At 71.0% G+C, this 19,277-nt stretch carries 19 protein-coding genes; 9 read left to right on the forward strand and 10 right to left on the reverse strand.

Annotated elements, in window-relative coordinates:
* Positions 1–13 precede the first annotated feature (13 nt).
* Positions 14–400 (forward strand): SCO5389 family protein, encoded by a 387-nt coding sequence (locus tag KIP79_RS22930; protein ID WP_214106955.1) that lies wholly within the window; start codon positions 14–16, stop codon positions 398–400.
* Between the two features lie 98 nt (positions 401–498).
* Here the strand turns inward: KIP79_RS22930 and rnhB are convergent, their stop codons facing one another.
* On the reverse strand, positions 499–1,167 hold the full coding sequence (gene rnhB / locus KIP79_RS22935) for a ribonuclease HII (protein WP_214106956.1): 669 nt from the start codon (positions 1,165–1,167) through the stop codon (positions 499–501).
* Positions 1,168–1,177: 10 nt separating this feature from the next.
* On the reverse strand, positions 1,178–2,113 hold the full coding sequence (locus tag KIP79_RS22940; RefSeq protein WP_214106957.1) for a LysR family transcriptional regulator: 936 nt from the start codon (positions 2,111–2,113) through the stop codon (positions 1,178–1,180).
* 94 nt (positions 2,114–2,207) lie between these two features.
* On the opposite strand from KIP79_RS22940, the gene KIP79_RS22945 reads away from it, so the two are divergent.
* The 3 genes from KIP79_RS22945 (at position 2,208) to KIP79_RS22955 (ending at position 7,583) form a co-directional block, all read left to right on the forward strand.
* Positions 2,208–3,455 (forward strand): pyridoxal phosphate-dependent aminotransferase, encoded by a 1,248-nt coding sequence (locus KIP79_RS22945; protein ID WP_214106958.1) that lies wholly within the window; start codon positions 2,208–2,210, stop codon positions 3,453–3,455.
* A 163-nt stretch (positions 3,456–3,618) separates the two neighbouring features.
* Positions 3,619–4,263: a GNAT family N-acetyltransferase gene (locus KIP79_RS22950; protein WP_214106959.1), complete on the forward strand. Its 645-nt coding sequence runs from the start codon at positions 3,619–3,621 to the stop codon at positions 4,261–4,263.
* A 353-nt stretch (positions 4,264–4,616) separates the two neighbouring features.
* Positions 4,617–7,583, forward strand: coding sequence for an AfsR/SARP family transcriptional regulator (locus KIP79_RS22955; protein WP_214106960.1), 2,967 nt, complete (start codon positions 4,617–4,619; stop codon positions 7,581–7,583).
* A gap of 238 nt (positions 7,584–7,821) precedes the next feature.
* Here KIP79_RS22955 and KIP79_RS22960 read toward each other — a convergent pair whose 3' ends face one another.
* Genes KIP79_RS22960 through KIP79_RS22970 form a run of 3 tightly spaced genes read right to left on the reverse strand, consistent with a single transcriptional unit; the run spans position 7,822 to position 10,436 of the window.
* Complete coding sequence (locus KIP79_RS22960; protein WP_214106961.1) at positions 7,822–9,285, reverse strand: DUF7059 domain-containing protein; 1,464 nt, start codon at positions 9,283–9,285, stop codon at positions 7,822–7,824.
* A gap of 45 nt (positions 9,286–9,330) precedes the next feature.
* On the reverse strand, positions 9,331–9,918 hold the full coding sequence (locus tag KIP79_RS22965) for a TetR/AcrR family transcriptional regulator (RefSeq protein ID WP_214106962.1): 588 nt from the start codon (positions 9,916–9,918) through the stop codon (positions 9,331–9,333).
* Complete coding sequence (locus KIP79_RS22970; RefSeq protein ID WP_214106963.1) at positions 9,915–10,436, reverse strand: GNAT family N-acetyltransferase; 522 nt, start codon at positions 10,434–10,436, stop codon at positions 9,915–9,917. Before KIP79_RS22970 ends, KIP79_RS22965 begins: the two co-directional genes overlap by 4 nt.
* A gap of 79 nt (positions 10,437–10,515) precedes the next feature.
* Between KIP79_RS22970 and KIP79_RS22975 the strand changes: the two genes are divergently transcribed.
* The 3 genes from KIP79_RS22975 to KIP79_RS22985 all read left to right on the forward strand — a co-directional run bounded on the left by KIP79_RS22975 (position 10,516) and on the right by KIP79_RS22985 (position 13,781).
* Positions 10,516–11,004 (forward strand): winged helix-turn-helix transcriptional regulator, encoded by a 489-nt coding sequence (locus KIP79_RS22975; RefSeq protein WP_214106964.1) that lies wholly within the window; start codon positions 10,516–10,518, stop codon positions 11,002–11,004.
* A 33-nt stretch (positions 11,005–11,037) separates the two neighbouring features.
* On the forward strand, positions 11,038–11,934 hold the full coding sequence (locus KIP79_RS22980; protein ID WP_214106965.1) for an SURF1 family cytochrome oxidase biogenesis protein: 897 nt from the start codon (positions 11,038–11,040) through the stop codon (positions 11,932–11,934).
* 650 nt (positions 11,935–12,584) lie between these two features.
* Positions 12,585–13,781, forward strand: coding sequence for an amidohydrolase family protein (locus KIP79_RS22985; RefSeq protein WP_214106966.1), 1,197 nt, complete (start codon positions 12,585–12,587; stop codon positions 13,779–13,781).
* Between the two features lie 7 nt (positions 13,782–13,788).
* Here the strand turns inward: KIP79_RS22985 and KIP79_RS22990 are convergent, their stop codons facing one another.
* The gene (locus tag KIP79_RS22990) at positions 13,789–14,154 is read right to left on the reverse strand and encodes a YkvA family protein (RefSeq protein ID WP_214106967.1); all 366 of its coding nucleotides are present in this window, start codon (positions 14,152–14,154) and stop codon (positions 13,789–13,791) included.
* Positions 14,155–14,293: 139 nt separating this feature from the next.
* Here KIP79_RS22990 and KIP79_RS22995 point away from each other — a divergent pair, with 139 nt between their 5' ends.
* Positions 14,294–14,662, forward strand: coding sequence for a hypothetical protein (locus tag KIP79_RS22995; protein WP_214106968.1), 369 nt, complete (start codon positions 14,294–14,296; stop codon positions 14,660–14,662).
* Here the strand turns inward: KIP79_RS22995 and KIP79_RS23000 are convergent.
* Both KIP79_RS23000 and KIP79_RS23005 read right to left on the reverse strand, forming a co-directional pair.
* Entirely contained in the window at positions 14,655–15,422 is a 768-nt protein-coding gene (locus KIP79_RS23000) for a bestrophin-like domain (RefSeq protein WP_214106969.1), read from the reverse strand. The two genes, KIP79_RS22995 and KIP79_RS23000, sit on opposite strands and share 8 nt — an antisense overlap.
* Positions 15,423–15,466: 44 nt before the next feature.
* A complete protein-coding gene (locus tag KIP79_RS23005) occupies positions 15,467–16,138 on the reverse strand; it encodes a TetR/AcrR family transcriptional regulator (RefSeq protein WP_308169844.1) in 672 nt (223 codons plus the stop codon).
* A 160-nt stretch (positions 16,139–16,298) separates the two neighbouring features.
* Here KIP79_RS23005 and KIP79_RS23010 point away from each other — a divergent pair, with 160 nt between their 5' ends.
* Positions 16,299–16,898 carry a hypothetical protein gene (locus KIP79_RS23010; protein WP_214106970.1) on the forward strand — a complete coding sequence of 200 codons (600 nt, stop codon included), beginning with the start codon at positions 16,299–16,301 and terminating at the stop codon, positions 16,896–16,898.
* 33 nt (positions 16,899–16,931) lie between these two features.
* On the opposite strand, the gene KIP79_RS23015 is transcribed toward KIP79_RS23010, so the two are convergent.
* Both KIP79_RS23015 and KIP79_RS23020 read right to left on the reverse strand, forming a co-directional pair.
* A complete protein-coding gene (locus KIP79_RS23015) occupies positions 16,932–17,993 on the reverse strand; it encodes an aspartate-semialdehyde dehydrogenase (RefSeq protein ID WP_214106971.1) in 1,062 nt (353 codons plus the stop codon).
* Positions 17,990–19,264 carry an aspartate kinase gene (locus tag KIP79_RS23020; protein ID WP_214106972.1) on the reverse strand — a complete coding sequence of 425 codons (1,275 nt, stop codon included), beginning with the start codon at positions 19,262–19,264 and terminating at the stop codon, positions 17,990–17,992. The genes KIP79_RS23015 and KIP79_RS23020 overlap by 4 nt, the downstream gene beginning before the upstream one ends.
* Positions 19,265–19,277 lie beyond the last annotated feature (13 nt).

Consider the following 19,277-nt stretch of genomic DNA (forward strand, 5'->3'; position numbering starts at 1 on the left):
GAGAGGAGAGCACATGTCGCTGACCGTTCCGAACGAGCTCCTTGACCGGGCCAGGGCCGGCGAGGTGGACGACGCGGCCTTCGTGGCCTGCGTCCGCGACTCGCTGCCGTACGCCTGGTCGGTGATCAGCGGTCTGGTCGAGCAGCGGGCCGCCACCGGGAGCGAGTCCGCCGAGAACCTGGTGCCGCCCCCGGACGAGCAGGCCCGTGGCCAGCTGCTCCGCTGCCTGGCCAGCGACGCCATGCGCGCCGCGCTGGAGCGCCACTTCGGCGTCCGCCTGGCCTTCCAGAACTGCCACAAGGTGGCCGTCTTCACCCCTGAGGCGACCGAGGCGCTGGCCGTGTTCACCAGCCCGCGCGCCCAGCTGCTCAACCAGAGCCCGGACCTGGTCGACTGCTAGACGAAGGAGCTAGACCACCGATCTACCTGGTCGACTGCTAGACGAAGGGGCTGGACGACCGATCTACCTGGTCGTCCAGCCCCCAGAAAGCCGACGGCTCACCCGAAGAGCGACAGCTGTCCTTCCCCGGCCAGCGTGTGCCGGTGCTTCTTCAGATGCCGCCACTGCGGGAGGTCGTCCAGGTAGGACCAGGAGAGCCGGTGATGCGGCGTCGGCCCGAACTCGGCCAGGGCCGCCTGATGCGCGGGGGACGGATAACCGGCATTCTCCGCGAAGCCGTACTCGGGGTGGCCGAGGGTGGCCATGTGGGCGTCCCGCCGGACCTTGGCCAGCACCGACGCCGCCGCCACCGACACGCAGCCCTGGTCGCCCTTGATCTCGCAGCGGACCGGCCAAGGGGACCCGAGGTAGTCGTGCTTGCCGTCCAGGATGACCGCCCCTGGCCGGACCGGCAGGGCCTCCAGGGCGCGCCGGGCCGCCCGGCGCAGGGCTTCGGTCATGCCGAGAGTGTCGATCTCCTCGACGGTGGCCTCGCCGTGCCCGATCCCCACGGCCCACGACTCGATCTCGGCGACCAGCGCGAGCCGCCGTTTCTCGCTGAGCAGTTTGGAGTCGGTGAGCCCCGCCGGCGGCTCGGACAGATCAGTCACCACCGCGCAGACCGCCACAGGCCCCGCCCAGGCGCCCCGCCCGACCTCGTCCACTCCGGCCACCAGCCGGGTGCCCTCGGCGGAGAGCAGCCGTTCCAGTTCGTACGTAGGGCTCACGCCGGACAACCTATCCCCGGGGCCGGGTGAGATGGGGCAGATCGGCGGCGAGCACCTTGGCTGCCTGGTGCAGCGCCCGCAGGGTGGCCGCCACCGAGGCACGGTGCACGCTGGAGGCCCGGGCGACGGCGTAGATGCGCCGCTCGATCACCTCGCCGGGAAACTCGCGGACCACGACCCCGCGCACCCCGGCGGCGAGCGCGAGCGCGGGCACCGCGGCGATGCCCATGCCCTTGGCGACCAGGCTGAGGATGGTGCCGAGACCTTCGAACTCCCAGGCCACCGGGGGCGCGCCGCCGACGTCGGCGAGCAGCCGGTCGACGGCGGTCCTGGACGGCTCGCCCTCCGGGGTGGCCATCCACGCCTCGTCCCTGAGCCGGGCGGGCTCCAGCGGCACGTCGGGGTCGGCCAGCGCGTGCCGCCGCGGCACGGCCAGCACCAGCGGGTCGTCCAGCAGCGGGAAGACGCTCAGCGCGGAGTGCTGCCTGACCCGGCCCCACCAGTCGTCCACCAGCGCGATGTCCACCTCGCCGGACTCCACCTCCCGCATGCCCCGCCCGGAGCGGCTCTGCATCAGCCGCAGCGAGAGCTGGGGGTGGCATTCGAGGGAGCGGGCCAGCGCGGGCGCGAAGGCCACGGCGGCGGTCGGGAAGGCGGTCACCACCACCCGCCCCGACGGGGTGGCGGCGTGGCTGGACAGGTCGGACTCGGCCGACTCGACCAGAGCGAGGATGCGTTCCGCGTGGGCCACCAGCCGCCGCCCTGCGTCGGTGAGCTCGGCGCTGCGCGAGGTGCGGTCGATGAGCGCCACCCCGGCCTCCCGTTCCAGGGCGGCCAGTTGCTGGGAGACGGCGGAGGCGCTGTAGCCGAGTGAGGCGGCGGCGGCCGCGATGCTGCCACGGCGGGCGAACTCACAAATCAAGGTCAAACGCCGCAGTTCAAGCATCGGTTCTCCTTATGCCCAGCACCGAAAAGCCTCGCTTGTCGTGATGCCTTACCCGCCTCAGGCTGGGAACGTTCCGCTTAGTGGGGAGAAAGTGATGAACGTTACTCTTTCGGCCACATTGGCCGCCAATGAGGACATCGAGCGAAGACGAAGGGCCGGGCAACGGGTGCTCCATCTGGCCTTCGGCGAGGCGGGCCTGCCGGTGCATCCGGAGCTGAGCGCCCGGCTGGCCGAGGCGAGCGGCAGCAACTCCTACCCCCCGGTGGCCGGCTCGGCGGCGCTGCGCGAGGCGGCGGCCGGGTACTGGGCCCGGCGCGGGCTGCCCACCGGTCCTGAGCTGGTGGCCGCCGCCCCCGGCAGTAAGGCCCTGCTCTTCGGGCTGCTGGTGGCGATCGGCGGTGACATCGTGCTGCCCCAGCCCAGCTGGGTGACCTACGCCGCCCAGGCGGAGATCATCGGGGTACGGCCGATCATGGTCCCGGCACCTCCCGGCGAGGGTGGGGTGCCCGACCCTGATCTGCTCATCCCCGCGGTACGGCAGGCCCGTGCGCAGGGCCGTACCGTCCGGTCGATCCTGCTGACCCTGCCCGACAACCCGACGGGACGCCTGGCCCGCCCGGAGACGGTACGCCGGCTGGCCGAACTCGCCAGGGACCTCGACCTGACGATCATCTCCGACGAGATCTACCGCGACCTCGTGCACGATCCGACCGCGGAGTTCCTGAGCCCCGCCGAGGTGGCCCCCGAGCGTACGGTGATCACCACCGGGCTGAGCAAGAACCTCGCGCTCGGCGGCTGGCGCATCGGCGTGGCGCGGCTGCCCGAGGGCGAGCTGCGGACCCGGCTGCTCGCGGTGGCCAGCGAGATCTGGTCGAGCGCCGCGGCCCCGGTCCAGCACGCGGCGGCGTACGCCTTCACCGAGCCGGAGGAGATCGTCACCAGGGTGGCCGAGTCGCGGCGGCTGCACGGTGCCGTGGCCCGCGCGGTGGCCGAACGGTTCACGAAGGCGGGCGCGACCCTGGCCCCACCCCAAGGAGGTTTCTACCTTTATCCCGAAATTTCGGGGCATGGGGGTTCGGAGCGGCTCGCGCGTACCTTGCTCGACGAGTACGGCATCGGCGTCCTGCCGGGCTCCGCGTTCGGCGACACCCCCGAGACCCCGAGGGTCCGGGTGGCCACCAGCCTGCTCTACGGAACGACCCCCGAACAACGCCTGATCGCCCTGGGTTCCGATGATCCGCTTTCCCTCCCGTGGATCACCGATTCCCTCGACTTCCTGGAGGCCGCGCTGACCGATCTGACCGCCCGAAGATCCGCCCTCACCCCGGCCCGGCCGCGTTAGTGATGTTTGTCGAATCTTTACCCCGGAAATCGGGCTCCGAGGCTCAGCTTCTGCTTGTCTGACCTGCGGTTTTGCGGTTCCGTTGGGTACTTAACCATAGCCTCCACAAGATGTCGTGTGTCATTTGGTACCACACATGACACGGAGCCCCCATCATGTGCTCATGCCCGCTTTTGTCACCCTGTCTGGGCGCTCCGTGCGCCTGGAACCGCTCAGCCTCGCGATGGTCGACGACCTGGTCATCGCGGCGAGTGAGGACCGTTCGACGTACGCGTTCACCCGCGTGCCGGAGGGACGGGACGAGATGGTCTCCTACGTGGAGGCCGCCATGGCTGAGCAGGCGGAGGGCCGGTCCATGCCCTTCGCCATCCGGTGGCTGCACACCGATCGCGTGGTCGGTGCCACCCGTCTGATGCACCTGGAGTACTGGCAGGGCCCCATGCCCTGGCCGCCGGGGACCAAGGGCGTGGTGGGCGAGGTCCCGTCCGTGGCGGACATCGGTTACACCTGGCTGGGCGCCTCAGCCCAGGGCACCGGTGTCAACCGGGAGAGCAAGCTGCTGCTGCTCTCCCTCGCCTTCGAGACCTGGCAGGTTCACCGGATCACCCTCAAGGCAGACGTACGCAACACGAGATCACGGGCCGCCATCGAGGCCCTCGGCGCGCACCTGGACGGTGTGCGAAGGGCGGACAGCCGGGGCGCCGACGATACGGTCCGAGATACCGCGTACTACTCGATCCTCCGCTCCGAATGGCCGATGGTCCGAGAACGTCTCCACGCGAGGCTCGGCCTCGTGGAAGCAGCCTGACCCTTCTACCCAACACGGAACGGAGCGGCCCGCCCCCTCGGGGACGGGCCGCGCTGTGTTTTTCCGGTAGGGAAGCACGGAAGGTCCCTCCCAGGTTCCCCAACCCGGAAGGGACTCCAACTTTGTGCGCTCTATCTTGATGAGCCATGACCGCCCCCGCAGGGGTCATGTCTCACGTGGCTACAGCATCGGCCCAAGCGGTCAACGCCCGATCAACGCCCGATTGCCGAGATCCGAGGCAGGCCAACTCCGGGTGGCGCGCAGGTTAACGAGGGGTGCGCGACTATTGGCCTGGCCGGATGGGATCTATCATTTGGTCGGAAAACTTCCCATTGGGTAGCAGAGGGACGAAGATGGCTGGTCGCGGCGCCGACGAGGGGCTGCGCTTCGCCGTGCTCGGCCCCGTGCGGGCCTGGCGGGACGAGGTCGAGCTCGACCTGGGCACCCCCTTGCAACGCTCCATCCTGGCGATGTTGCTGCTGCGCGAGGGCCGGGCCGTCACCCCGTCCGAAATGATCGACGCCATCTGGGGCGAGGACGCCCCGCCCCGCGCCCTCGGCGCCCTCCGCACGTACGTCTCCCGGTTACGCACCGTCCTGGAACCCGACAGGTCCCCCCGTACCCCTCCGGCGTTGCTCACCTCGGTCGGGAAGGGCTACGCGCTGAAGCTGCCGCCCGAGGCCCTCGACCTCACCCGGTTCGAGCGCGGGGTGGCCGCCGCCGAGACCGCCCACCGTTCCGGCGAGGCCGAGCAGGCCGCCGGCGAGTTACGGGACGCGCTGGCCCTGTGGACCGGCGAGCCGCTGGCCGGCGCGGTCGGGCCGTACGCCGAGCACCAGCGGGGCCGGCTGGTCGAGCGGCGGCTCGGCGTGATCGAGACGCTGATGGACCTGGACCTGGAGCTCGGCCGGCACGCCGGGATCGTGTCCGAGCTGATCGCGCTCACCGCCGACCACCCCCTCAGGGAGAAGCCCCGCGCCCAGCTGATGCTGGCCTACCACCGCTGTGGCCGCTCCGCCGAGGCCCTGAACGTCTTCACCGAGACCCGGCACACGCTGATCGAGGAACTCGGCCTGGAACCCGGCGCCGAGCTCACCGACCTGCACCGCCGCATCCTCGCCAACGACCCCGCGCTGGCCCTCACCCGAACCCCCGCCCCGGTACGGCAGGCGCCCGCCCGCCCGGCAGAACAGGAACCCGAGTTCCTGGTGGAGATGCCGAAACCGGCCCAGCTCCCGGCCGCGGTGACCGACTTCACCGGCCGCAAACAGCTGGTCAACCGGATGCTGATGCTGCTCAGCGGCGGCGAGGGCGTCCCGGTGGTGGCCATGTCCGGCATCGGCGGGGTGGGCAAGACCACCCTGGCGGTGCACGTCGCCCACCGGGTGCACGACCTGTTCCCGGACGGCCAGCTCTACGCCGACCTGCGCGGCTACGGCCAGGAGCCGACCCCGCCGGAGACCGCCCTGGTGGCCTTCCTGCGCGCGCTCGGCATCCCGGTGGACGTGATCCCGGACGGCCTGGCCGAACGCTCGGCGCTGTTCCGCTCGCTGCTGGCCGACCGGCGCATGCTGGTGCTGCTGGACAACGCACGGGACGCCGACCAGGTGGAGCACCTGCTGCCCGGCACGGCCGGCTGCGCCGCGATCATCACCAGCCGCGGCAAGCTGGCCGACCTGCCCGCGGCACGCCTGATCGACCTGGACGTCATGGAGCCGGACGAGGCGCTCTCGCTGTTCTCCGCCGTGGCCGGGGCCGAGCGCGTCTCGGCGGAGCGGGCCGCCGCCATGGACGTGGTGGCCGCCTGCGGCTTCCTGCCGCTGGCGGTGCGGATCGTGGCCGCCCGGCTGGCCGCCCGCCCGTCCTGGACGGTCGCCTCGCTGGTGCCCCGGCTGGCCGACGAGCGCCGCCGCCTGGACGAGATGAAGATCGGCAACCAGGCGGTCTCGGCCACCTTCGCGCTCGGCTACGGCCAGCTGGACCCCCGCCAGGCCCGCGCGTTCCGGCTGCTCTCGCTGCCCAACGGCTCCGACATCTCGGTCTTCGCGGCGGCGGCCGTACTGGACCTGAGCCACGTGGAGACCGAGGACGTGCTGGAGTCGCTGGTCGACACCAGTCTGCTGGAGGCCCCCGCCCCCGGCCGGTACCGCTTCCACGACCTGCTGAAGCTGTTCGCGCGGCGGCAGTCGGAGGCCACCGACGAGCCGGCCACCCAGGCCCAGGCGCTGCGCCGGTTGCTCGGCTACTACCTGGCGACCGCCCGCTCCGCCCACAAGCTCGCCTACGAGGGCAGTTCGGTGGCCGACAACCTGACCGTGATCGGCCACCGCGGCCACACCTTCGGCTCCGTGGACGAGTCGGTGGCCTGGCTGATCGCCGAGAGCGAGGCCCTGTTCGCGCTGCTCGGCCAGGCCGCCGAGCCGCCCGCCGGCGACATCCTGCCGGCCGCCGACCTGCTGGTGGCGATGGAGCCGCTGTTGGAGACCGGGGCCAGCGCCCGCGAGTTCGACCAGCGCACGCGTACCGTGATCGAGGCCGCCGCCGGGCATCCCCTGGCCGAGCTGCGCGGCCGGTACGTGCTGGGCCGGGTGCTCTTCGGCGCCAACCGCATGGCCGAGGCCGAGGACCAGTTCCAGGCCGCCCTGGCGCTGGCCGAGCGGACCGGCGACCAGGTCGTGTTCGGCGAGATCTGCAACGCGCTGGCCGTGGTGGCCGGGCGGCAGCGCCGCCACACCGAGGCGCTGGAGTGGTTCGACCGGGCCGCCACGATCTACCGCAGGGCCGGGAACCTGGCCGGGGAGGCGCTCACCCTCTCCTACTCGGCCCGCGACCACCTGGGCCTGAAGCACCCGCAGGACGCCATCGAGGTCTCCGAGCAGGGCCTGGCCATCTTCACCGAGCTGGGCAGCGCGGCCGGGGTGGCCCGGGCCCGCTACCACCTGGGCGTGGTGCTCTCCGCGGTTGGCCGCCTCAACGAGGCGGTGGTGCACCACGCCGAGTGCCTGGACTTCTTCCGCACCAGCAACCAGCGGGTCTGGGAGCAGCGGGTCTGCGTCCGGCTGGCCGACACCTTCATCAAGGCCGGGCGGTTCCAGGACGCGGCCCGCCACGCCGAGCAGGCGCTGAACGTGGCCCGCGAGATCACCCACCCGTACGGCGAGGCGCTGTCGCTGGCCGCCCTCGGCAAGGCGCTGCGCGGCCTGGGCAGCACCACCCGGAGCAGGGACGCGCTACAGCGTGCCCTCGACCTCTTCACCCGGCTCGGCTCCCCCGAGGCCGAGGACGTGCGGAGTCTCCTGGAGAGCAAGGTCGAGACCTAGCACGTCGTCCAACCGGGTCATCCAGACGTGGTTGATCACCGCAGCCTCCAGCGCAGGGGGGAAGATGGCGCCCGGCCGGCCGTCAGCTCCCAATCGGCGCATAGGGGGGCCCGGTTTACCGGAGCGCCTTTTGGCAGCCAGCCGCCTCACTACGACGGCCGGCCGGACTTGACAGGACCCCGAACCCCCAGGGTCCGTGCCCAGGGCTTCACCATCCCGGACCCGGATCAGCGTCGGATCAGCGTTCGATTGCCGTCCCGGTGACCGCCGTGAAGAAGCCTTCGGCGATGAGCGCCCGCACCGAGTCGGGGGCGCGCTCGGTCAGGTCGTGCTCGCCGGTCAGCTCGCCGATGGCGGCCAGCAGGGCGCCCAGCCGCAGTTGCCCGTCGACCACCCCGGCCAGCGCGGCCTCCACCGTGCCCACGGTGGAGGCCCGGCAGAGGCCGCGGGTCTGCCGGAGGGTGATCACGGCGGGATGCTCGGCGCCGGGCGGTCCGGTGCGCTCCTCGACCACGCCGTCGGCCAGCCGGAGCGCGGCGGTCAGCAGTTCGTCGCCGGTTAGCCGGTGGGCGGCGGCGATGCCGTCCAGGATCGCGGTCAGGTGGCCGCCGACCGGGAGCTCCACCCGGTGCCTGAGCTCCTCGACGCGGACCACCGGGTCGAGGCTGCCGGTCGCGCGCAGGGTGATCCAGCCGAAGCCGATCCCGGTCACCCGCTGCTGGTCGAACCAGGCCAGCCACTCGTCGTACCGGTCGCGGTAGGCGTGGGTGCCCTGCTCGGCGGCGTCGCGGAGCCAGAGTTCGACGTACTCGGCGGGGTCCTGGACCTCGCGCTGGACCACCCAGCCGTCGCAGCCGGTCCCGGCCAGCCAGCCGCCGACGCGGTCCTGCCAGTCCTCGCCCGCCACGTGCAGCCAGTTGGCCAGGAGCTGGCAGTGGCCGCCGGGGTTGAGGTGGTGGGGCGCCTGCCGTACCAGGTCGGCGCAGAAGGAGTCGGCCTGGTGGCCGGACTCGCGGTAGGTGTAGCGGCCGGCGGGGGAGATCACGAAGGGCGGGTTGGCGACGATCAGGTCGAAGTGTTCGTCCTCGACGGGGGTGAACAGCGGGCCCTTGCGGGCCTCCACACCGTCGATGCCGGACAGCTCCCAGCTGAGCCGGGCGAAGTCCAGGGCCCGGCGGTTGACGTCGGTGGCGACGATCTCCTCGGCCCGCTCGGCCAGGTGCAGGACCTGCACGCCGCAGCCGGTGCCGAGGTCCAGGGCGCGCCCGGCGGGTTCCCTGGTGACCAGCTGGGCCAGGTTGGCGGAGGCGCCGCCGGCGCCCACCACGTGGTCCTTGCGCAGCGCGGGGTCGCCGGGGCGGACCTTGCGGTCGGAGACCAGGTAGCCGCCGGTCTCCCAGGGCTGCAGGTGCACGGCGGCCTGGACCGAGTCGCCGACCCGGACCAGCAGGCCGCACCGGATGAGGTCGGTGAGCGGCAGATCCACGGCGGCGATGCTGACCGGCACGCCCAGCCACCAGAGGCGGATCAGCGTGCCCAGCGGGTCGGCGTCCCGGGTGGCGCGCAGGGCCGGGACGAGCTCCTCCCGGGCGAGCGCGGCGGCGGCGGTGTCCCCGAGCCGGGTGCGCACCCCGTCCAGGGTGTAGCCGGCCTCCTGGAACCGGTCTCGGAGGCGTCGCAGCAGGTCGGTGGGAGCTTTCACAGGAGAGAAATCTAGCGGCAGGAAGCCCGGGGTCGCTCAGGCCGGCTAGACCTTCAGGCTGGCCCAGGCGGCCTGGCCGAGCTCCTTGATCTCCTCTTCGGTGGGCTGGTGGGCCCCCGCGAACCAGAGGCGGCACATCTCCTGGGCGGGGCCGAGCCAGAGCGCGTAGCAGAGCGTGGAGCCCATGGGGCGGAGCAGGCCGGCGTCCATGTGCGGGCGCCACCAGTCGGCGACCTTTCTGAGGAAGGCCCGGCGGCCCTCGACCACCTCGGTGCCGGCGGGCTCGTTGCGGCGCGGCGGGCGCTCGCTGCTCAGCAGCCTGGCCCGCTCCGGGTGCTCGCCTGACCAGGCCATGTGCATGGCGACGACGCCCTCGATGCCGGCCTTGGCCTCCTCGTGGCGGGTGAGCTCGGTGAGGAAGGCGTCCTGGTACATGCCGAGGGTCTCGGCGTAGAGAACGCCGAATACATGTTCTTTGCTAGCGAAATGGTGATAGAAACTACCTACGCTGACGCCGCTTTCCTCGCGGAGGCTGGCCAGCGTGCTGGCGGAGACGCCGTCCTGGCTGAACCGGCGCAAGGCGCCCTCGATGATCCGGGTCCGGCCGTCACGACCATTCTTCGCGCTCTTCACACCGTCAATGGTGGCCCAACAGAACCTTGTTCTGCAAATATGAGTTCTGCGCTGACCTGAACAGATCCGGATTCGACGGTCATGGTGGCCTTTGGCCAGGCTCGGTGGATCATGTCCAGTACGCGCCGGTTGCCGCCCAGGACGTCCATGGTGAGGGTTTCCGCCGCGGCATGGCGGCGGAGCAGGGTGCGCACTAATCGGGAGCCGATGCCCAGGTTCTGCCACTCGTCGGCGACCACCACCGCGATCTCCACCCGCGGACCGTCCCGGTAGGCCATCGCGTGGCCGATCACCCGCTCCTCGGTGACCGCCAGCAGCGCGTCCCGCCGCTCGTCCCTGGCCACCAGGGTCTGGAGCACGCGAGCCGACGGCCGGGTCATCCCCGCGAAGAACCGCTGGGTCTGCGTGGCCAGGGAGAGCCCGAGCAGGAACTCGCGCACCCGCTCCCGGTCGTCCAGCCGGGCCGGCCGCACGTCGACCCCGACGGGCCGGGACACGCGCACCTGAGTTCTCTGCATGGACTCAGCCTTCCTTGCCCTCCTAGGTCTGTCAAGTAGACTCAGATCGAGCCGCTTGCAGGGGTTTACGATGCGTGTCATGGACGGTGTTCCGGAGCGCGGCGCGTTCCGGTTGGACAACTGCTCGATCGAGCGAACGCTCGCCGTCGTCGGCGAGAAGTGGACCTTCCTCGTGCTGCGGGAGGTCTTCGGCGGGGTGCGGCGCTTCGCCGACCTGCGGGCCGGCACCGGCGCCCCGCGCCAGGTGCTGAGCGCCCGGCTGACCCGGCTGGTGGCGGAGGGCCTGCTCCGCAAGGTGCCCTACCAGGAGCCAGGCCAGCGGCAGCGGGACGAGTACCGGCTGACCCAGAAGGGTCTCGACCTCTACCCGATCATGGTGTCGCTGATGGCCTGGGGCGACCGGTACCTGGCCGATCCGGAGGGTCCGCCGATGCTGCTCACCCACCGGGGCTGCGGCGCCCCGATCGAGCAGCGCATGCACTGCGCCGAGGGTCACGAGGTGGACGGCGCCCGGGAGGTCACGCCCCTGCCGGGGCCCGGCGCCAAGCTCAAGCGCCTGGCCGGATGACCGGGCACCCTGCCTCCTGCCTAGTCTTGATGCGTGTACCGGTTCCTGCTGACCCCACGCTGGCTGGCCCTGCACGTGGTCGTGCTGCTGGTCATCCCGGCCTTCGTGCTGCTCGGGCAGTGGCAGTTCGGCCGGTACGAGGTACGTTCCGCCGCCAGTGACCGCACTTCGGCCAACGTGGCCGCGCCCACGGTGCCGCTGGCGGAGCTGACCTCGGTCGGCGGCGCCGTACGCGAGGCGGACAAGTTCCGCACGGTGACCGTACGGGGAAGTTTCGACCCCGCGCAGGAGCTGCTGGTCCGGCGGCGCACCCAGAACCGCGAGGTCGGGTTCTACGTGCTCACCCCGCTGAAGACGGATACGGCCGCGGTGCTGGTGAACCGGGGCTGGGTCAAGGCCGGGACCGACGCGGACGGCACGCCCGAGGTGCCGCCCCCACCGGCGGGCGAGGTCAAGGTGACCGGCAGGTTGCGGCCCGCCGAGACCGAGGAGAGCACGGGCATCAGCGACCGCCAAGGGCTGGCCCCGCGCCAGATCCTGCTGATCAACGGGGACAAACTGGGCCTGCCGTACCCCCTGTACGGGGGTTTCGTGGAGCTGACCCACCAGGAACCGGCGGCGGCCGTCGCGCCCGAGCCGGTGCCCGAGCCGGATCTCGGCAACGGCGGCGGGCTCAACCTCGCCTACGGCGTGCAGTGGTGGTTGTTCATCGGCATCGCCATCGGCGGCTGGCTGATGCTGATCCGGCGGGAGGCCCGGGACCTACGTGCTGCTGCGGACCGCCTCGATGAGCGCTCCGGCGAGGGCGCCGAGCGCCACGGTGACGACGGCCAGGCCGATGGCGTTCAGGCATCCGACGCCGCCGGTCCTGCGGTAACGGGGCGGGTCCTGGGGCTGGGTGCCGTACCAGAGCGAACGCGGCTCGAGTAGCAGGAACAGGATCGCGCCGATCTGACCGACCGTGAACAGCCAGAGCCAGGCCCATCTGTTGGCCAGCCTGGGCACGCTGCCCAGCATGACGGCCAGGGCCAGCGCCCAGGCCACGGCCACCACCCAGCCGTACTTGACGGGCGTGATGTACACCCAGAACGGAATCCAGCGGTTGCTGTCGGACTCGCTCCTGGTGGGCACCTCCCAGGTCCGGCCGATGAACGCGTCGACCGGATAACTCACCCCCGCGTAGTGCCAGGAGAACGCCCCTTCCGCCCACTTCACGGACGTCACCTGTTCCGGAGTGGACCGGTAGATCACGAAGGTCACCCGGTCCTGGTCCAGCGCCTGTTCGAACTGCGCTGGGGTCCCCCCGGGTAAGGAGAGGCTGGGAATGCTGACGATCACGCCCCACATCAGCACGCACAGCAATAACACCCGCAGAAACAGCCCGATCAGCCGATACGGCTGTCGCATTTCCACGCCAGGCCTCCCGTTGCCCCGTAAGGTTGAAACTAGCCGACATCCCGCTCATCCGGCCGCCTAATCGCCAGCCGACCGGTCCATGCGCCACGGGGTGAACGAACGGATACCAACCGGAGACCTCGCAGCTTGTTTGGTGTTATTCCTTGCCTCTACCGTTGACTCCCGTGAACACGCCGCTGCTTCCCGACCCAGAGCCGAGGCGGCGGGACTATGTGATCATTTCTGCCGACGACCACCTGATCGAGCCGCCTGACCTTTTCACCGACCGGCTGCCGGCGAAGTTCGAGGATGCCGCCCCCAGGATGGTGGAAACCGACGCCGGCCACCAGGTCTGGCGGTACGGCGGGGCCACCTACCCCATCGCCGGTCTCGACGTGGGCGCCGGCCTGCCCAGGGAGCAGTGGACGCTCGACTCCGTCCGGCTGGAGGACATCCGCCCCGGGTGCCACGACATCGAGGCACGCATCGAGGACATGGACCGTGCCGGGATCTGGGCGTCGGTCAACTTCCCCGGCATGCTCGCCAATCAGGCGGGCATGGCCTTCGCCAGAACCCGCGACCAGGAACTCGGCCTGGCCCTGGTCAAGGCGTGGAACGACTGGCACGTGGACGTCTGGGCGGGCAGCTACCCCGAGCGCATCATCGCCCTCCAGCTGCCCTGGCTGCCCGACCCGCAGGTCGCCGCCGCCGAGATCAAGGCCAACGCCTCCCGCGGCTTCAAGGCCGTGGTCTTCCCCGAGTTCCCGACCCGGCTCCGCCTGCCGTCCATTCACAGCGGGCACTGGGATCCCTTCTTCGCGGCCTGCGAGGAGACCGGCACCGTAGTGTGCCTGCACACCGGAGCCTCCTCCTGGGCCCCGGTGCCCTCCCCGGACACCCCGATCGAGGCGATCACCACACTGATCCCGGCCAGCGCCATGTTCGCCTGCGCCGACTGGCTCTGGTCAGGGGTGCCGCTGCGGTTTCCCGCGCTCCGCATCCTCATCGTCGAGGGCGGGGTGGGCTGGCTGCCCATGCTCTCCGAGCGGGTCGACTACGCGCTGGACCACCCGGTGGCCGCCGAGACCAGCTGGGAGGGCGGGCTGAAGCCGAGCGAGGTGCTCCGGCGCAACTTCTACTTCGGCACCCTGGACGACACCGCGTTCAGCGGCGTGCGCATGGCGGTCGGCATGGAGCACGTGCTGCTGGAGAGCGGCTACCCGCGCTCGGAGTCGACCTGGCCGGACACCCAGCGCGCGGTCGGCCACCGGCTGGGCAACCTGCCCCCGGCGGACCTGGCCCGGGTGGCGTACGGCAACGCCGCCCGGCTCTTCGGGCATCCGCTGCCGTCCCGGGCGTGGCTGCGCATGGAGGAACTCTGAGCGCGCGCTAGCGCCCGTGGTGCTGGTCTCCACGGACGTGCTCGCCCTGGACGTGGCCGCCGCGTTCGCTGCGCAGGAAGTCTCCGCTCTCGCCGAGCAGCGTGGCCATCAGCCAGAGGAAGACGCCGAAGTCGTCCACCACGCCGATGCCCACCAGGAAGTCGGGGATCGCGTCGATGGGGGAGACGATGTAGAGCACGGCCAGGCCCAGCATGGTGAGCTTGCCCTTGCTCAGGCCGCCGTACTCGCCGCGCCGGGTGGCGCCGATCATCCGGGGCAGCGCACGGACCCGCTCCAGCAGACCGGGCGTGCCCGGCCGGGAGATGTCCCGGTACGCGTGGTACACCTGGGCCGCTCGTCGCGCCTTGGCCATCCCAGACCTCCTCGTGGCTTTTCCCCGGCTTTACCCGGGGATCCGCCTCCTTAACGAATGGCTGGTCGCGCGATATCCCGGAACCTCCCGCGGGTGCTTCCGGGTTTCGCGGGATTGACGTGCTAGAACGACATCTGTGATGAGCATGGTGCTGACGACTGGGGTTCTCGGCGGCTGCACCAGCGCGCCATCGGCCGTACTCGCGTCGGAGGTCCGGCCGAGCGCGAGTCTGGAGCCGCGGCCGAGCCCGATGACCCCCGACGTGCGGGACATGAACCCGGGGCACCTGCTGCCGCCGTTCCGTCCCCGGAGCGGGATGACGCCCGGTGTGCCGGAGTCGTGGCGGGTGGAGCGGCCGGGGCGGGCGCAGGAGCGGGTCACGCACGAAGGCGGGGAGAGCTGGGCGGCCCGGCGGAAGGGCACGGAACGGGACCTGCTGCTCGTGGTGCTGCTGACGGGGGTCGTGGTGGTCGCGGCGAGCGCCGTGACGCGGGCCCGGCTCAACTGACCGGGAACGCCTTGTCGATGTGGTCGTACTGGGCCTGCGCGGCCTCCAGCGCGGTCGGCTCCACGGCGCCCCGCACCCCGTACGGGTGAGCGATCTCCGTGACCAGCACGATGCCCGCGACAACCGTGACAATTCGCACCACATCCGCCACGATCGACGGCATCGAGGGCCGCCGCCGCAACGTCCACGGCAACACGATCACCAGCAGCCCCGAGATCACCATCGCGGTGAAGAAGACCGGCTCCAGTTCGGTGGTCGCGTCGTCCATCCGCAGCGCCCGCGCGTGGCTCACCTCGGCGGCCCGGGCCAGCGCCTCGGTACGCAGGTCCTCCTCGACCGGACTGGCGGAGGCGAGCCGGGTCACCGCCGCCCGCAGGTCGAGCAACGCCCGGTCCACCTCGGGGGAGAGCGTGCGGTCGGCGGCCATCAGCGGCCAGTCCAGCTTGATCGACTGGCTGGTGTAGGACCGGACCAGCGACCTGACATGACCGCTTCCCGGCAGCGGGGCCGCCGCCCAGTAGAGCTCGGTCAGGCTCTCCGCCTCCGCGCCCACGTCCGCGTCGGCGGCCGAGATCGCGTCCCGGCAGAGCACCACCGCGTACGCCAGCACCACCAGGAAGACCGCCAGGGCGATGTGGACCGCCAGGTCGATCGTCCCGGCCCCGCCGTCCTCGTCCGGCCGCCCGTACCGCCACAACCGGCTGAACACCAGCGCGGCCAGCCCGAACACCAGCACGGCGAAGACGACGACCCAGCCCATGATCCTCCCCCGATCCGACTACCGAGCGTAGCCAGAGGTGGGGATCATCTCTCCCGAAGCTCGCGGACGACCTCGATAAAGTCCCTCGTAACCCCCCGCAAACCCGGCAGGTACGAGAGCCCGACCAGACGGTCGACCAGTGGCACGGTCCGATCGATCAACCGGTACGTCCGGGTACAGCCCTCACTGGCGTCGTGCACCCAGAAGAGCACCACCCCCATGGAGAGCAACCACAACAGCTCAGGCAGCTCCTCCCGGAGCTCCGGGTCCATGCGGTCCACGCACCCGTCCACCACCTGCCGGTAGATCGCGATGGACGACTCCCGGGCCGGCGCCGAGTCCGGACTGAACGGGCTGAGCGGATTGTCCGGCTCCGCCGCGTGCTTGAAGAACTTCACCGCGAACGCGTGGTACGGCTCCGACACCCGCACCCAGGCCTGGAGCACCCCCCGCAGCCGCGCCGCGAACGCCCCCTCGGTGGCCAGCACCTCCGCGCAGGCCGCCTCGTGCTCCGCCTGCGCCCGGTCGTAGTACGCCTGGATCAACTGTTCCTTGGAGGCGAAGTAGTAGTACGCGTTGCCCACCGAGACGCCCGCCTCCGCGGCGATCGCCCGCATCGTGGTCGCCTCGAACCCCCGCTCCCGGAACAGCCGCAGTGCGGTCGCCACGATCAGTTCCCGCGTCTTCTCGCTGGCTCTCACTCTCTGCCGGGGCACACCGGTCACTGTACGGCTCTCGCCCCCGTTAGGTCATGGACCCCTCAGATGATGCGCATCCTGGGGCAAACTCTGACGCTCCGCAGGGATGGCTCCGAGTACTCCGTGGCATTGATCCTTTTGGCAACTCCCCCACCACAGCGAGTAACGGGGGAACGTGATGCGGGTAGGTCCTGCCTGGTGGGGTTTCGCCGGCCTGACCACGGTCATCCTGGCCTCCCCCGCCTTCGCCTCAGCCGACAACCCGGTCCGGCAAGGGTCGCCCTCGGCGGTCCAGATCCGCCCGTACACGCAGGTGTTCCACGTCCAGAGCCCGGTCAGCCACGGCGTCAAGGCCCGCGAACGCGCCTGGCGCCGGATGGCCGCGGTCCGGATCAGCCACGACCTGGCCATGCGGCGGGTGGCCAGGGCGGGCATCGGCTGGCACGCCTCCGGCCGCTGCACCGACCACAACCGGCCCTGGTGCACGTCCCTGCACGGGATCCGGTTCGGCACCGTGCTGAAGACGGTCGAGCTGAAGGAGCGCAGCGGCTGCCGGGTGGTCATCACCGGCGGCACCGAGACCGGGCACGCGCGCGGCTTCTACAGCCACGGCAACGGCTACAAGGTCGACATCCAGCTCAACGCCTGCGTCGACGCGTACATCACCAGGAACATGGAGTACTACAAGACCCGCGGCGACGGCGCCCGCCTCTACCGCAACCGGGAGAACGACATCTACGCCCGCGAACCAGACCACTGGGACGTGCTGTTCCGGTGAAGTGACCGGGGACCCGCGCGGGTCCCCGGCCGCCTAGAACTCGGTCGTGACGATCAGCTCGGCGATCTCCGCCGCGTTCAGGGCCGCGCCCTTGCGGAGGTTGTCGCCGCAGACGAACAGGTCCAGGGTGTTCGGGAAGTCCAGCGCCTGGCGGACCCGGCCCACGTAGGTGGGGTCGGTGCCGACCACGTCGATGGGCATCGGGTAGAGGTTGTTGGCGGGGTCGTCCACCAGGACCACGGTCGGGGCCGCGGCCAGCACCCGGTGCGCGTCGGCGACCGTGATCTCCCGCTCGAAGGTGGCGTGCACCGCCAGCGAGTGGGTGGTCACCACGGGGACCCGGACGCAGGTGGCGGAGACCTTGAGGTCGGGGATGCCGAGGATCTTGCGGGACTCGTTGCGGAGCTTCAGCTCCTCCGAGGCCCAGCCGTCGTCCTTGAGCGAGCCCGCGAAGGGCACCACGTTGAAGGCCACCGGGGCGGGGAAGGTGCCGTCGTCCGCCAGCTTGTTCTGCAGGACCTTCCGTACGTCACCGGCGCTCTGGCCGACCGTGCGGTCCCCGGCCAGGGCCTCGATCTCGTCATACAGCCGGGCGGAACCGGCCACCCCCGCGCCGGAGACCGCCTGGTAGGAGGCGACCACCAGCTCGCGCAGGCCGAACTCGGCGTGCAGCGCGCCCATCGCGGCCATCATCGACAGCGTGGTGCAGTTCGGGGTGGACACGATGCCGAGCGGGCGGGTCCGCGCGTCGCCCGGGTTCACCTCGGGCACCACCAGCGGCACCTGCGGGTTCATCCGGAAGGTGCCCGACTTGTCGATGGCGATGGCGCCGCGGGCGGCCGCGATCGGCACCCACTCGGCGGAGACCTCGTCCGGCACGTCGAAGATGGCGATGTCCACGCCGTCGAAGACCTCGGGGGCGAGCGCCCGCACGGCCACCTCTTCGCCGCGCACCGGCAGCAGGCGTCCGGCCGACCGGGCCGAGGCCACCAGGCGGATCTCGCCGTAGATGTCCGGGCGGGAGGAGATGATCTCCCGCATCACGGTGCCGACCGCGCCGGTGGCGCCTACCAGGGCAAGAGTGGGCTTGCTCATCGTCCGGTCCCCCCGTACACCACGGCCTCCACCTGGTCGGCGTCCAAGTCGAACGCCGAGTGCGCGGCGTTGACCGCCGCGTCCACCTCGTTCTGTCCCACGATCACCGAGATCCGGATCTCCGAGGTGGAGATCATCTCGATGTTCACGCCGGCGTCGGCGAGCGCCCCGAAGAACTTCGCGGTCACCCCGGGGTGCGACCGCATCCCGGCGCCGATCAGCGACACCTTGCCGATCTGGTCGTCGAAGAGCAGGCTCTCGAAGACCACCTGATCCTGGATCTTCTTCAGCGCGCTCAGCGCGGTCTGCGCGTCCGCCGTGGGCAGCGTGAAGGAGATGTCGGTACGGCCGGTGGCCGCCGCCGACACGTTCTGCACGATCATGTCAATGTTGACCTCGGCGTCCGCCAGCGTGCGGAAGATGGCGGCGGCCTCTCCGACCTTGTCGGGCACCCCGACCACAGTGATCTTGGCCTCGCTCCGGTCGTGCGCCACGCCGGAGATGATGGGCTGCTCCATCTCGCTTCCTTCGGTCTTGGGGTCGGAGAAGACCCAGGTGCCTTCCCTGGTGCTGAACGAGCTGCGGACGTGGATCGGGACGTTGAAACGCCGCGCGTACTCCACGCACCGCAGGTGCAGGATCTTGGCGCCGCAGGCGGCCATCTCCAGCGTCTCCTCGTAGGAGATGCGCGGGATCTTCCTGGCCCGGCGCACGATCCGCGGGTCGGCGGTGAAGATGCCGTCCACGTCGGTGTAGATCTCGCAGACGTCGGCGCCCAGGGCCGCCGCCAGCGCGACCGCCGTGGTGTCCGAGCCGCCCCGGCCGAGGGTGGTGATGTCCTTGGTGTCCTGGGAGACGCCCTGGAATCCGGCCACGATGGCGATGTGCCCCTGCTCCATGGCCGCGCGGAGGCGGCCGGGCGTGACGTCGATGATCCGCGCCTTGCCGTGGGTGGAGTCGGTGATCACGCCCGCCTGGGAGCCGGTGAAGCTGCGCGCCTCGTGGCCCAGGTTGGCGATGGCCATCGCCAGCAGGGCCATCGAGATGCGCTCACCCGAGGTCAGCAGCATGTCCAGCTCGCGCCCTGGGGGGAGCGGCGAGACCTGCTGGGCCAGGTCGAGCAGTTCGTCGGTGGTGTCGCCCATCGCGGAGACGATCACCACGACGTCGTTGCCGGCTTTTTTCGTCGCGACGATCCGCTGCGCCACCCGCTTGATGCAGGCGGCATCGGCGACGGACGAACCACCGTATTTCTGGACAACGAGCGCCACTGGATGTCTCCGT

This window comes from Acrocarpospora catenulata (assembly GCF_018476525.1).
In the GTDB taxonomy this organism is placed as follows: Bacteria; Actinomycetota; Actinomycetes; order Streptosporangiales; family Streptosporangiaceae; genus Acrocarpospora; species Acrocarpospora catenulata.